Here is a 14,949-nt window from a genome sequence, read left to right as displayed (position 1 = left end):
TGGACGAAAGGATCAGCGTTCAAGCGCGGCCGCGCCCCATGTTACCGTTACATTCTGCAGATCTCCGCGATCGCCCCGCGCCACCAGTTCGATGATGCGCGAGCCTTCCACCGGCGCGTTCAAGGCCACCGGCTGGTCGCCGCGCTTCATCCATCCGCTGCGGGCCACGCTGCGGCCATCGGCAAAGACTTCGAAACGCACGCGCGCACCGGGTGACAGGGCGGAATCATCGACGCCCACTCTGGCCGCAAAGCTGTGATAACCGGCATTGCGCACCTCCAGCCGCGAATTGGCCAGAGCGCCGATCCCGCTGGAGAAATTGACCCCGCCGATGCGCAGGCTCATGCCATAAGGCGTGGCATCAGCGCGCGCGCCGCCCCATCCGCCATAAATCGGATGTTCGCCATCGCCGCGCGTGTTGCGCCAGGGCAGTAGGCCCCGATGGATCATCGGATCGGCCATGGGCTCGGCAATGCCGTCCACCGCCGGGTTCACGCTGCCTGGCATTTCGGAGAGATAGAGGCCCTGCGGATGCGCCCTTGCGCCCGAAACCCGGAACACCAGCGTCTGATGCCCGGCCAGATGGAGGTTGACCTCCTTGGTGAAACGGCTCTGCGCCCCGGTCCACAGGTCGGTCAGGTCGATCCCGCTGTCCTCGCGCAATTTGAGATGGGCGGCGGTGAGTTTGACATCGATCGGCGCGCCCGTGCGGTTGAGCAGCGCCACCGCCTTGCCGCCATCGGCCAGCGTTTTCACGAAAATCTGCGCGGTGTCGCCATCATAGGCCAGCACGGCCTGATTGCCGCCCGCATCCTGATTGAGCGCGATCAGCGCGCTGTTGCCCAGAATGGAGAGCAATTCGGGCGTGGCCTTGCGCATGTCATAGCCGATGATCAGCGGCGCGTTGAGCATCGCCCAGAGCGCCATATGCGAGCGGGCCTCCTCAATATGGGCGGTATCGAACTCGCCCGTCCCGACATAGAGCATGTCGGGATCGTTCCAACTGTTGGGATGGGCGTAAAGCTCGCGCCGGGATGCGGAATCGAGATTGTGCAGCATCCGCTCCCAATTGGGCGAGATGTCCTCGCTGGTACGCGACATATTGCCCAGTTCCTTGGCCCAACTGCGCACATCGGCCGCGCCCCACAGACAGATGGAGAGCACATAATCATTGGCCGGCCGCGTGCGCGCCAGCGCCAGACCTACCCGCCGATAAAGATCGCGCACAGCCGGAATATCGGTGCGCGAGAGGTTTTCGTAATCGATCAGCGGCCCCAGCGCGCGATATTGGCCCGAGGAAACCAGTTTGTTTTCGCTCGACATGGCGCGGATGCCGCAACCATCGATCTTGATGAGATCAAAGCCCCATTCGCCCATCATCAGGCCGATGTCCTGATCAATATGGTCATACAGGCCCACCTCGCGCTCGGCCATATTGCCTTCGGGCTGTCCCTTGAAATCGGCGGTGTAGGCCTGACCGCAGGAATTGCGGCCAATGTCGGAATAGATGCCCGCCTTCAGCCCCATCCTATGCAACCGGTCGGTCAGGGGGCGAAAGCTGGTGTTGCCGTCGCCGGTCTGCGCCGAGGGGAAAGCGGCGGTGCGGATCAGCAAGCGCCCATCATTCCGGCGCCGTTTGAGCCACCAGCCATCGTCAATATCGACATAGCGATAGCCCTTGGCCGCCAGCCCGGTATCGACCAGCGCTTTGGCTGCCGCCATCAGCTTTTCCTCGTCAATGTCGCTGTTGAAGGCGTTCCAACTGTTCCAGCCCATCGGGGGCAGGGGGGCCTGACCGCGCGCGGTGACGCTCCATTGCGCCGTTGGGGCCAGAGGATCGGTCCGGGCCGGGGCCGCGTGGAGTCCGGTTCCAATCAGGCTGGCGGCCAGCATCAGGCCGGTTTTCACCGCGCGCCTCACGGGCGTTTTCCAGACATGAGGTGCTGGCTGAAGAAGGGCACGACCTGATCCTGAAAACGGAAGGCGACGCGGTTGGTGTGATCGCCTTCATAGATGGTGAAACTGTTGGCGATGCCATAGCTGTCCAGCACATCGTGCAGCCGGGCGGTATCGGCCTTCAGACCGTCCTTGTCGCCCACATCCATGGCGATGGCGGCATAGCGGCGCAACTGGCCAATATATTGATCCACAAAGGAGAGCGGGGCATTGGCCGCCCATTTGGCCAACACATCCTCGCGCTGTTTGTAGTCGCCTGCGGGATCTGCGGCCATGGGCAGATCGAGGTAGAGCGGCGGGTTTTTGGGATTGGGCGACCATGCGGCGGCCGCGGCCAGTGTGCCGCGCTGGGCCCAGGACAGGCCGGCCGAATCTGCGGGGGATTTCATGGCCGCATAGGCCTGCATCGCCTCGGGCGAGACGCCGAACAGTCCGCGTGCCGAAAGACAGCAGGGGCTCATCAGATAAAGCGCGCCAAACACATCGGCATGTTTCATCCCGATCCTGCTGGCGCCATAGCCGCCCATCGAATGGCCGACGAGGCCGCGACTCTCGCGCAGGGCGATGGTGCGGTAATGCGCGTCGATATAGGCGACCAGATCGCGCGAGATGAAAGTCTCGAAATCGCCCGTGGTGGCCGAACTGGAATACATCGAGCCATTATGCGCGGTCTTGCTGTCGGGAAAGACGAAGATCATCTCCTGCGCGCCCTGCGCATAGGCGTTTTCGATGACCTGCGGCACATGGATCTCGCCGGTCCATTGGCGCGCGCCGATGGAATAGCCATGCAGCGCATAGACCACCGGATAGCGCCGGTTTCTGTCGCGGCCATAGCTGGGCGGCAGCACGACCAGAACTTCACGGTCGGCGCTGTCGCCTTCCAGCGCATGTTCGAGCGCGGCGCCGTGTACGGTAATGGTCTGCACCGTGGTGGCAGGGGCGCCGGCAACGGCCGCCGGCGCGGCGGTGTTGACCTGTGCCTGCACGGGCGCTGTCATCAGCGCGAGCGTGCACAGCAGGGCGGAGCGTTTCATGGGCTTCTCCCGATTTGTCTGTTTAGTATTTTTGTGCCCCGCCCGACATCATCCTTTGAGAATAATGAGAATAAAGGCGGAGGTGGTGCGAATCATCGCGGTATTGGCATCGGCAAAGGCGAATACGGATGATTTATAATCAGACTAAATAACCATGCATTTCTGTCAAGCGGATGCTTATTGCCCGCGCAGGGCGCGCATGATCATCGCCCGAATCTGGCCATAGCCGCCCCCGGCCAGATCGCGCAGCACGCCCCGCTTTTCCTCCGCCAAATGGGCCAGCGGATGCCCGTCGGGCCGAAACACGAAATGGTCGAAATAAGCGCGAAAGGCCTCCCGGTCCGCCTGCGGCCTTTCGCCCAGCGTGATCATGGCAAACAGCATGGCCAGCATCGGCGCATCCGGCCCTATGGCAAAGGCGTCCCACCAGAAGTTGGCCATGATGTTGAAAGGCGCGGTGGCCTCGACCTGATGCCACCATAATTTGGGCAGATAGAGCGCGTCGCCCGGTTCCAGATCCACCACCAGTTTGCGCGACTCGGCGCGGGCAAAGCGGGGATAGCGTTCGGGGTGATCGCGATCGCCGGCCGCCATGCTGACTGGTTGGCCCGCCAGCGTGAAATCAATCGGGCCGACATAAAGATCGCCGATCGCATCGGGCGGATAAAGCGTGAAACTCCGCCGCCCAGCCAGCACACAGGCAAAATTTTCGTAGCCATCATAATGGCATGCCACATGCGAGGCATTGCCGATCCAAAGCCGCATGGCCACGCCTTGCGGCACCAGAGCGGGCTGATGCTGGGCGATTATGCCGGGCAAATAGGCCGGGGCCACCAGCGATCCCAGATAGGCCGAGGGCAGGGCCGGGTCGGCCGCGCAGTCCAGCATGCGCTGCAAGGCTTCGCCGATGCCCATCTCGATTCGCTCGAAATTGAACCCGTCGAGGCCGTCGCGATAGAAATAGCGCCCTTCGATGGCCGGATCGCCCAGCATCACCTGCGGCCGCTTTCCGCTGTCATGGCGGCGCAGATAGTCGCAGGCGGCAAGGTCGGAAATCCGGGCCGCGCGCTGCAACGGCCAGTCCTGAGCATAGCCGCGAATCACCACCGGCTCTCCGGCCATCGCCACGGTCTCGCGAAACCGCGCGGGGTCGGACAAGGCGGGGTCCTCGGCGGCCCATTCGCGCAACCGCGCCGTCATGGTCAGGCGCCCGCCAGTCGTTCGTTGCGACGGCGTGCCAGCACGGCCACCTGTTGCAGCGAGCCGCGAATGGTCAAGGCTGCCTGAAGCCAGCCCTTGCGGAATAGTCCGAGGATATCTTCATCGGCCAGTGCGTTGAGCGCGTCACCGCTGATCGTATAGAGCCCTTCAAGCGACACCTTGGCGCCATCGTCGAAATTGAGCGTGATATCGACCGGCTCGATGACGCGCAGCCGCAGCATTTCCTCGATAAATGCTTGTGTTTGTGGGGTATGCTGCACCATCACGCCCACCGCGCGCTGGATCAGGCGCATCTCGTCGCTGGGGTTGCCATCGGCGTTGAACAGCGGGATCGTACCGCCCGGGGCAAAGCGGGGATCGGCCAAATCCACCACAATATCAGCACCATCGGCAAAAAACCCCTGACGCTGGATATTGCAGGGCAAAAACGCGGCATTGGCTTCATTGGCGCCTTCAACCAGCACTTCTCCTGCGGCAAAGCCGAAAAGGGCGCCCAGTCCGAACCGGCCCGTTTCGGGGCTTTTGGCAAAGAAGAGCGGACAGCATGAAGCCGCTTTTTCTGTTTCAATCAGCGTAATCTGGACAAAATGGGGATGGGTTCCTGTCATTGGATGAATACGCAGATCGTGATGGGTCACGCTGTTGAGCGCTTCAAGTTTTTCCACCAATTTCCTCTCCCTTCGTTTACGCTAACTATGCGGGAAAGCGGTGCAATCGGGCAAGCAGACTTTGCATTTATGCCCATTTTGCTCGCTTTATGTGTGTGTAATTCGCAACACCATCTGCACTCGATGATTACCCAGACTAATTGGGCTTGATAGCGCTACCTAACTTCGCTAGAGGCAGAGTGCAAGGTGACGATACAGCACCGGCTGGAGAGTGAATTGTCAGGCAAGCAGGCCGTGTCGAACGGTTGTGTCCATGATTCAGCAGGAATCCGCAGACAATCCGGCAAGAAGGTCGGCGGGAAAATGCACAGGTGTCATCGCCCCCGGGGCGGGGGAGCCGCCAGAACAGACTTCAAGGGGAGAGGATATGGCAAAAACATTAGTTTCAAAGTGGTTGATCGCCGGCGGCATGGGTGCGCTGGCGGTTGCCATGGCCGGGCCGGCCTATGCGGCCGAGCCCAATGCGGCGCCCAATGCGTCGGATCCCGAAATTATCGTTACCGGTATTCGCGGCTCGCTTCAGCGCAATATGGATATCAAACGCGCCGCATCGGGCGTGGTGGATGCGATTTCGGCCGAAGATATCGGTAAATTCCCCGATTCGAACGTGGCCGACTCGCTCCAGCGCCTGCCGGGCATCTCGATCCAGCGTTCGGGCCAGCGCGGCGAGGCCAATGGCGTGACCGTTCGCGGCTTTGGCGGCGATTTTAACGATACCCAGTTCGATGGCCGCCACCTGTCGACCGCTTCGGGTAATCGCGGGGTGGATTTCACCACGATCGGTTCCGATTTCGTCAGCCGGATGAGCGTTTACAAGACGCCCGACGTGACGCTGGGATCGAGCGCCATCGGCGCGACGCTGGACGTCAGCCTGCCCAAGCCGTTTGACCGCACCGGTTTCCAGATGGCGGCCAAGGCCTCCGGCTCGGTGCAGGACCGCAATGGCAAGGTGGTGCCTTCGGGCGGGCTGTTGCTGAGCAATACGTTTGCCGATGATAAGGTGGGTCTGCTCGGCTATGTGGCCTATCGCCGCGCCGATACTACATCCAATCAGGTCTTCATCCCCGGCTGGATTGGCAAGCAGTTCAACACCTGTCAGGTCAATGCGGCCTGCACCGATGCCCAGCTTTCCAATGCGGCCAACTGGAACAAGGTGGGCTGGTTTCCCCAGCAGATCGGCGCCAATCAGGTCTCCACGCAGGACGAGCGCATCGATGGCCGCATCGCCTTCCAGTGGCAGGCCAATGACAAGCTGCTGCTGACCATCGACGACAATTTCAGCCGCCAGGTCATCCATTCGCAAAGCTATGGCTATGGCGCTTGGTTCAACGGCGACGACCTGCGTAATGTGAAGTTCGATTCCAACGGCACCGTCACCGACTTCAACCAGTTCGGCACGCCGATGGACTTCAACGCGGGCATTCAGCGCACGATCAACCAGACCAACATGGTGGGCGCCAACCTGAAGTGGGAAGCGACCGACAATCTGAAATTCGACTTTGACGCCGCCCTGTCGCGCTCGGTGCTGAATCCGGGCAACAACGGCTATAATGACAATATGGACATCGGCTATGGCGGCAGCAATGTCGATCCGAACGGCTCCTTCGTGTCCACGCCCTGCACCAATGGTGTCTGCACCCGCTATTCGACCATTCTGGGCGCCAACACCGGCGCGACCATGCTGGGCAGCAGCGCCAATTACCTGCCCAGCATCCATGATGTGGGCCCGGCCGGCAATGCGGCGGCCTTCACCAATCAGGCCCTGATCGGCAACCACGTGATCGTGCGGGGCGCGAACTATTACACCGATCTGGTCAAGCAGTTCAAAGCCGGGGGCAGGTGGCAGCAGGACAATCTGAAGATTGATTTCGGCGTCCGCTATTCGGAGGACAAGTTCCATCAGGAAAGCCAGAACACCTTCGTCAACGGCACTTTCGCCCGCTATGCCGGTTATGGCGCGCCCTCGGGCCGCACCGGTTCGATCGCGCCGCTGCCTGCCGGCATCTATCAGGGGCTGATCAACACTTCGGGCTTCATTCCGGGCTATTCGGGCAATGTGGCGCCCGCGCTCATTAAGTATGACCCCTATGCGGTCTACAAGCTGCTTGATCCCACGGGTGTGGGCACGGCGCCCGCCTTTGATCCCAGCACGGTGCTGGGCGTGAAGGAACAGACGTGGGCCGGTTGGTTCAAGGTGGCGATGGATGCCGAACTGGCCGGGATGCCGTTCCACTTCTCGGCGGGCCTGCGCGATGAATTCACCCATCTTGAGGCTTCGGCCATCGGCACGCTGCCGGCCAACCTGATCACCGTGACGACCGACCCGACGCTGATCACGGTGGGTTCGTACACGCCGCAGCAGGCGATCATCAAGACCACCAACTACAACTATCTGCTGCCCAGTTTCGATGCCAAGCTGGAGGTGACCTCCAAGCTGACGCTGCGCGCCGATGCCTCGCGCACGCTCACGCGCCCTGCGCTCAGCTATCTCAAGCCGAACATCACGCTGGGCACGATGCGCAAGGGCAGCCTTGCCGCATCGGGCGGCAATGCCAGCCTGAAGCCCTACCTGTCGGATAATTTTGACGTTGCGGCCGAGTATTACTACAAGAAGAACTCGTATTTCGCGGTCAACGGCTTCCTGAAGTATATCTCGAACTTCATCGTGGGCGGGGTCAGCACCCAGTCGATCAACGGCGTGACCGATCCCTTCACCGGGCAGGTTGCCCAGTTCCAGGTCAACGGCAAGATCAATGGGCCGGACGGCGTGGTCAAGGGCGTGGAAATCGCGTTGCAGCACGTGTTCGGCGATAGCGGCTTCGGCTTCAACGCCAATGCCACGCTGGTCAAGACCAATCGCAATTTCGACACATCCGACATTTCGGGTGCGGCCTTTGCGATCACCGGCCTTGCCAATTCGGCCAACTTTGTCGGTTTCTATGACAAGCACGGCATTCAGGCCCGTGTGGCTGTCAATTGGCGCGACAGCTATCTCCTGACGCTGGGCCAGACGCAGGGCGGCACCTTTGGCGCCGAACCGGTCAATGTGAACCAACAGGTCCAGGTCGATGCCAGCGCCAGCTATGACATCACCAAACAGGTGACGGTCTTTGTCGAGGGCACCAACCTCAACAATTCGACCTACAGCACCTATGGCCGCTGGTCGAACCAGCCGCTTGATACGTGGTCCTATGGTCGCCGGTTTGTTTTCGGCGCCCGCTTCCACTATTAATCGGACATAAGGCAAGGGCGGCGCCGGGATTTTCGGCGCCGCCCGCCATCATAACAAGCATCGGAGCAGGGGAATGGTTCACGCGGTGCGCAATGTGGTGATCGTGGGCGGCGGCACGGCCGGTTGGCTGACCGCCGCGATTATCGCCGCCCGGCATCAGGGGCGCATGCCCAAGGATTTCACCGTGACGCTGGTGGAATCGCCCGATGTCCCGATCATCGGTGTGGGCGAGGGCACATGGCCCACCATGCGCCAGACCCTGAAAAAGGTCGGTGTTTCGGAAACCGACTTCTTCCGCGAATGCGATGCGGCCTTCAAACAGGGCGCGCTTTTCGCCAAATGGACCACCGGCGCCCCGGATGACGCCTATTACCACCCGCTCGTCCTTCCCCAGCGTTTTGGCCAGATGAATCTGGTGCCGCATTGGTTGGCCGCGGAGAGCAATGAGAGCTTTTGCGATGCGGTCTGCCCGCAGGGGCAGGTGTGCGACCAAGGCCTGGCGCCCAAGACCGTCAGCACCGCCGAATATGAGGCGCTGACCAATTACGCCTATCATCTGGACGCAGGCAAATTCGCCCCCTTCATGCAGCGCCATTGTACGGAAAAGCTCGGCGTGCGCTATGTGCCCGCCGATGTGCATGATGTGATCCAGCACGAAAACGGCGACATCAAATCCATCGTGACGATGCAGGCGGGCGAGATCGAGGGCGATCTTTTCATCGACTGCACCGGCACGCATGGCCTGCTGCTCGACCGCACGCTGGGCGTGGGTTTTCGCGATTGCAGCCATATCCTGTTCTGCGACACGGCGCTGGCGGTGCAGGTGCCCTATCCCGCGCCCGATACGCCGATTGCCACCCACACGATTTCTACCGCCCAGTCGGCGGGCTGGATCTGGGACATCGGCCTGCCCACGCGGCGCGGGGTGGGCCATGTCTTTTCCAGCCGCCATATCAGCGATGATGAAGCCGAGGCCGAATTGCGCGCCTATCTCGGGCCGAGCGCCAAGGATCTGCCCGCGCGCAAGATCAGGATCCGCGCGGGCCACCGCGAGACGTTCTGGAAACGCAATTGCGTGGCCGTGGGCATGGCGGCGGGCTTTCTTGAACCGCTTGAGGCTTCGGCCATCATGCTGATCGAGCTTTCGGCCAAGCTGATCGCCGAACAGATGCCGGTGAACCGCGAGGTGATGGACATCGTGGCCGAACGGTTCAATGAAAAGACCCATTACCGCTGGGGGCGGATCATCGATTTCCTGAAACTGCATTATGTGCTGAGCCAGCGGCGCGACACCGCCTTTTGGCGCGACAATATGGACCCGGCCAGCATTCCGCAGCGGTTGCAGGATCTGCTGCACCTGTGGCGTTATCAGCCGCCTTGGTTCCATGACGAATTCGACCGGGTGGACGAGGTGTTCCCGCCCGCCTCCTATCAATATGTCCTCTATGGCATGGGTTTCCGCAGTGAGGTCGAGCGCGAGCATCTGCGGCCCGAGGCGCAGGAGGCCGCGCGCGCGCTGCGCGAAAACCGCGATATGACGCAAAAGCTGCTTTCGCGCCTGCCGCGCCATCGCGATCTGATTGAAAAAATAGCCCAATACGGACTTCAGCCGGTGTGATCGCCCGGGCGCCATGTCGGCGCCCCGCCATCCGATCATGCCTCAGGGGAGAATTGTGTGTCCCATTTTCTGAATGCTTCGCGCGTGCCCGTTTCGCGCGCCACTCTTGCCGCCGCCCTGCTGCTGGCCCTGCCGCAGACGTCTTTGGCCCAAAGCGCGAGCCCGGTGGCGCAGGCCGACAAGATGGCCGCCGATCTGGTGGGCAAGCTGACCACCGAGGAAAAGGTGGCGCAACTGGTCAATGTGGCCCCGGCGATCCCGCGTCTGAATATCCCGGCCTATAACTGGTGGACGGAAAGCCTGCATGGCGCGATCGGCGCGGTGCCCACCACCAATTTTCCCGAGCCCGTAGGTCTTGCCGCCACGTTCAACGCGCCGCTCATCCATGATGTGGCGCGCACGATCAGCGTCGAGGTCCGCGCGCTCCACACGCTGGGCCGCGAAACCGGCCATCTGGGCAAGATCGGCACCGGGCTGGATACCTGGTCGCCCAACATCAACATCTATCGCGATCCGCGCTGGGGCCGGGGACAGGAGACCTATGGCGAGGACCCTTTCCTGACCGCGCATATGGGCGTCGCCTTTGTGACGGGCATGCAGGGCGACAATCCCGATCTGCCCGATGTGGTGGCCACGCCCAAGCATTTTGCCGTTCATTCCGGTCCGGAATCGACGCGCCATGCGGCCAATGTCTTTGTCTCGCGCCATGATCTCGAGGACACCTATCTGCCCGCCTTCCGCGCCGCGATTGTCGAGGGGCACGCTGGCTCGATCATGTGCGCCTATAACCGTATCGACGGCCAGCCTGCCTGCGCCAGCAATGATCTGTTGAAGGATCATCTGCGCGGGGCATGGGGCTTTAACGGCTATGTCGTGTCGGATTGCGATGCGGTGGTCGATATCGCCGATCATCACAAATATGCCACCGATCCGGCCGCGGGCGTGGCGGCGGCTTTCCGCACGGGCGTCGACAATGAATGCCACACCGGCACGATCGGCGAGGCCAAGGGGCTGGGCGAGCGTTATATGGCTGCGCTCAAACGGGGCTTGCTGACCGACGCCGATCTTGACCGCGCGCTGGTCCGCCTGTTCTCGGCCCGCTATCGCAATGGGGACCTGCCGGGCCTTGCCGCGCGTCAGCTCTCGATGGTGCCGGTCAGCGCCATCGGCACGCCGCAGAATGGCGCGCTGGCGCTGAAAACCGCGACGCAGAGCATGGTGCTGCTCAAGAATGACGGATTGCTGCCGCTGCGGCCCAACTCGAAGATTGTCGTGGTGGGCCCGCTGGCCGATGCCACGCGTGTGCTGCGCGGCAATTATTCCTCGGCGGCCAGCGCCCCGCCGGTCTCGGTGCTCGACGGCCTGCACCGTGCTTTCCCCAAGGCGACGATTGTCCATGTGCCTTTCTCGTCCTCGATCACCGATGGCGATCTGGTGCCTGATGGCCATTTCGTCACGCCCGATGGCAAGCCGGGCCTGCGCGCGGCCTATTACAACGCGATCGACCCCAACGCCCAGCGCGGCGAGCGTAAATTCGCCGCCAAGCCCGTGGTGACCCGCACCGAGACTAACCTGTTGACCAAGGCTTCGGAACTGAAGCAGGTGGCCGACGCCTATAAGGTTGTATGGGACGGCTATTTCGTGGCGCCCGAAACCGGCACTTATCGTCTTGCCGTCACGGCGGTGAAGGGTGCCATCGAGATTGACGGCAAGCTGACGGTCAAATCCGACCGCTACTCGCTGTGGGGCGAGCGGCCCGAATTTGTCGATGTCGATCTGAAAAAGGGTCAGCGCTACAAGATGCATTTCGACATGGAGGGCGGCGGCGCGGCCTCGCCCGGCATGTTCTGGAAGCGGATTTCGCATGACACCTATGGCGACATGGCCCGCGCAGTGAAGGATGCCGATGTCGTGCTGGCCGTGGTCGGGCTGACCGCCGAGCTGGAAGGCGAGGAAATGCCGATCAAGATCGAGGGCTTTGACGGGGGCGACAAGACCTCGCTCGAACTGCCCGCCGATCAGCGCGAATTGCTGGCCAGGGCAAAGGCTTCGGGCAAACCGTTGGCCGTGGTGACGATGAACGGCAGTCCGATCAATCTGGGCTGGGCCAAGGACAATGCCAATGCCATTCTGGAGGCATGGTATCCGGGCCAGTCGGGCGGCTTGGCGGTGGCCGATGTGCTGTCGGGCGCGGCCAATCCGGCGGGGCGTCTGCCTTTGACCTTCTATCGCGATGTCAAGGATCTGCCGCCCTTTGACGATTATTCGATGCAGGGCCGCACCTATCGCTATTTCACGGGCACCCCGGTCTATGGCTTCGGCTATGGGCTCAGCTACACCAGCTTTGCCTATTCCGCGCCGCAGATCGCGCCGGTGGATGGCGAGGCCGCCAAGGGCATCCGCGTAACCGCGCAGGTGCGCAACGCCGGCGCGCGCGATGGCGACGAGGTGGTGCAGCTTTATCTCAAGGTTCCGCAATTGCCCGGCGCGCCGCGTATCGCCCTGCGCGGGTTCCAGCGCGTTTCGCTCAAAGCCGGTGAAAGCCGCCAGATTACGCTGGACCTCTCGCCCCGCGATCTGTCGGCGGTGACGGCCGATGGGCGGCGTCAGGTGCTTGCCGGGCATTACCAGCTCACCCTTGGCGGCGGCCAGCCCGACAGCGGCCTGCCCGGCGTTACGGGCGAATTCGATGTGGCCAAATCCGCCGATCTTCCGCTTTGATCCCCCCGCTCAATCCCCCGGCGACCCAGGGGGGACGACTGAAGGGCCGGCAGCGCAATGCTGCCGGCCTCCTTTTTCAGGCAGGCGTCAGATGAGAGCCTTTGAGCCGCAGCACCCGCCCCGGCGTCAGCCGGATCCCGCGCGACACTTCGCCCAGTCGTATCGTGCAGTCCTGCGCCCGCGCGCTGGTCAAAATCGCTTCGGCCAGCATCCCCTGCCGCCAGACCAGATCCACCCGCACCCCGCCGCGTGCGATGAGCCCCCTGACAGCGCCCTCGCGCCAGGCCGAGGGCAGGGCGGGCAGCAGATGGATCATCCCTTCGCGACTGTTGATCAGCATTTCGGCCATGGCCGCACAACCGCCGAAATTGCCGTCGATCTGAAACGGGGGGTGGGCGTCGAACAGGTTGGGATAGGTCCGGCCCCGGCCCAGCAGAAAGCGCAGAATGCGATGCGCCCTGTCGCCATCGCCCAGCCTGGCCCACAGTGCGATACGCCATGCCGTGGCCCAGCCGGTCGATTCATCCCCGCGCTTTTCCAGCGAGACACGGGCTGCGCGGGCCAAATCGGGCGTCGTGTCGGGCGCAATCTGCTGGCTGGGATAAAGGGCATAGAGATGCGAGACATGGCGATGATGGGGTTCGGGGGCGGCATCGTCCCAATCCTCCAGCCATTCCTGCAATTGCCCGCTTTTGCCGATGCGGTCCGGCGCCAGCGCGGTGCGGGCTTTGGAAAGCTGCGCGGCGAAATCATCGTCCTTGCCCAATTCCCTTGCCGCCATGGCCGTGCGCGCAAACAGGTCACGCAGGATCTGGCGGTCCATGGCCGGTCCGGCGCAGACCGAGGCGCCAAAGGGATGTTGGTTCTCCGGCGAGATCGAAGGGGAAGTGACCAGCCCTTGGGCCGAGGGCTGCAACGTGTCGAGAAAGAACAGGCAGGCCCCGTGCAGCAGCGGATAGATGGACTCCAGATAGGCCCGGTCCCGCCCGTAATCCCAGCGATCCCACAGCATGTTGCACAGCCATGCGCCGCCCATCGGCCACAGGCCCCATGCCGCGCCGTCGATGGGCGCGGTCGCGCGCCACAGGTCGGTGTTGTGATGGGCCACCCAGCCGCGCGCGCCATACATGCGCCGCGCCGTTTCCTTGCCCGTTTGCGCCAATTCCCGCGTCAGGCGCAGCAAAGGCTCGAAACATTCGGCCAGACCCACCGGATCGGCGGGCCAGTAATTCATCTGGGTGTTGATATTGATCGTATATTTCGATCCCCATGGCGGGTTGGTCTTGTCGTTCCATATGCCTTGCAGATTGGCCGCCTGACATCCGGGGCGCGAGGAGCAGATCAGCAGGTAGCGCGCATAATGGAAATAGAGCGCGGCCAGCGCGGGGTCGTCCTCGCTCTCATTGGCCGCGATGCGCTGGTCGGTGGGGAGGGCCGCGCCCTTGCCCGGCATCAGTTGCAGCGCGGCGCTGCGGTAAAGGCGGCGATGCTGGGCCAGATGGCGTTGGCGCAGAGCTGCAAAGGGCAGGGCCGATGCGGCGGCCATCTGATGCGCGGTGATGGCCTGCGGATCGCCCGATACGTCTTTGGGGCCGCGATAGCTGGTGGCCATGGCCAGCAGCAGGATGACCTCGCGGGCCGGATCGACATGAAGGGCGTCGCCCTGCGCGCGCCATGTGCTCCCCGGAGCGATGACGCGCAGGCGGGCGGCAAAGCGCAGCGCGCCGGAAATGCCCTCGGCCGCTCCGCCTTGGCCGGAGAGCAAGATATTGTCGCCTTGCGCCTCGGCCTTGGCCATCTGCGGGCTTTGCAGGCGCAGCGTGATGGGGGGCATCAGGCCGCCCTTGGCATACATGCGCAGGGCGATGATCTGATCGGCGGGCGAGACGAAGATCTCGCGCTCGACGGGGATGCCGCCTGCGGCAAAGCGGGTGGTGGCTATGGCGGCGTCAAGGTCCAGTTCGCGGCGATAGGCATCAGTCGGGCCGTCAAAGGGCATGTCGATCAACAGGTCGCCCAGCGTCTGATAGGCCATCTGGTGCAGCGGGCGGCCCATCATCGCCGCATTGGCCAGGGCCTGCGCGGCGGCATAGTCGCCTTTCGCGATCAGCGCGCGCACCTGCGCCACCGCTTCGGCGGCCTGCGGATTGACCGGATCATAGGGGCCGCCGCTCCACAGCGTATCTTCGTTGAGTTGCAGGCGTTCCTGCCGCGTTCCGCCAAAGATCATGGCGCCGATCCGGCCATTGCCGATCGGCAGCGCCTCCGTCCAGACCTTGGCCGGATCGGTGTACCATAGGCGGTGCTCTTCGGGGATGGGCGCTGGCGCAGTCTTGCGGGGCAGGGCGCTCATGGCAGGCCGGCCCAGTAACGAAGCGCTGGCGGCCAGATATTCGCGGCGGCTGAAGGTCATCCTCGGGTCCTATTGTCGTAATAAGTCAGATTATATAGCGACGATTATGAAAATCATCCAGCATAAATTGATCAAATAAGTTATTA

8 protein-coding genes are annotated in these 14,949 nt (G+C 62.7%); 3 read left to right on the top strand and 5 right to left on the bottom strand.

Annotated elements, in window-relative coordinates:
* Positions 1–12: 12 nt before the first annotated feature.
* The 4 genes from FHW96_RS22230 to FHW96_RS22215 all read right to left on the bottom strand — a co-directional run bounded on the left by FHW96_RS22230 (position 13) and on the right by FHW96_RS22215 (position 4,876).
* Positions 13–1,893: an NPCBM/NEW2 domain-containing protein gene (locus tag FHW96_RS22230; protein ID WP_172342784.1), complete on the bottom strand. Its 1,881-nt coding sequence runs from the start codon at positions 1,891–1,893 to the stop codon at positions 13–15.
* Between the two features lie 23 nt (positions 1,894–1,916).
* Positions 1,917–2,990, bottom strand: coding sequence for an alpha/beta hydrolase family protein (locus tag FHW96_RS22225; protein ID WP_172342761.1), 1,074 nt, complete (start codon positions 2,988–2,990; stop codon positions 1,917–1,919).
* 177 nt (positions 2,991–3,167) lie between these two features.
* Complete coding sequence (locus FHW96_RS22220; RefSeq protein WP_172342760.1) at positions 3,168–4,190, bottom strand: cupin-like domain-containing protein; 1,023 nt, start codon at positions 4,188–4,190, stop codon at positions 3,168–3,170.
* Between the two features lie 2 nt (positions 4,191–4,192).
* A complete protein-coding gene (locus FHW96_RS22215; RefSeq protein ID WP_172342759.1) occupies positions 4,193–4,876 on the bottom strand; it encodes a SapC family protein in 684 nt (227 codons plus the stop codon).
* 370 nt (positions 4,877–5,246) lie between these two features.
* Here FHW96_RS22215 and FHW96_RS22210 point away from each other — a divergent pair, with 370 nt between their 5' ends.
* The 3 genes from FHW96_RS22210 (at position 5,247) to FHW96_RS22200 (ending at position 12,450) form a co-directional block, all read left to right on the top strand.
* Positions 5,247–8,111, top strand: coding sequence for a TonB-dependent receptor (locus FHW96_RS22210; protein ID WP_172342758.1), 2,865 nt, complete (start codon positions 5,247–5,249; stop codon positions 8,109–8,111).
* 73 nt (positions 8,112–8,184) lie between these two features.
* Positions 8,185–9,729 (top strand): tryptophan halogenase family protein, encoded by a 1,545-nt coding sequence (locus FHW96_RS22205; protein ID WP_172342757.1) that lies wholly within the window; start codon positions 8,185–8,187, stop codon positions 9,727–9,729.
* A gap of 57 nt (positions 9,730–9,786) precedes the next feature.
* Positions 9,787–12,450: a glycoside hydrolase family 3 C-terminal domain-containing protein gene (locus tag FHW96_RS22200; protein WP_371815789.1), complete on the top strand. Its 2,664-nt coding sequence runs from the start codon at positions 9,787–9,789 to the stop codon at positions 12,448–12,450.
* A 76-nt stretch (positions 12,451–12,526) separates the two neighbouring features.
* Here FHW96_RS22200 and FHW96_RS22195 read toward each other — a convergent pair whose 3' ends face one another.
* Positions 12,527–14,863: a glycoside hydrolase N-terminal domain-containing protein gene (locus FHW96_RS22195; RefSeq protein WP_172342756.1), complete on the bottom strand. Its 2,337-nt coding sequence runs from the start codon at positions 14,861–14,863 to the stop codon at positions 12,527–12,529.
* Positions 14,864–14,949 lie beyond the last annotated feature (86 nt).

Source organism: Novosphingobium sp. SG751A (assembly GCF_013149295.1).
In the GTDB taxonomy this organism is placed as follows: Bacteria; Pseudomonadota; Alphaproteobacteria; order Sphingomonadales; family Sphingomonadaceae; genus Novosphingobium.
Note: the sequence above shows the minus strand (reverse complement) of the source record. Positions and strands in the feature narration are given on the sequence as shown.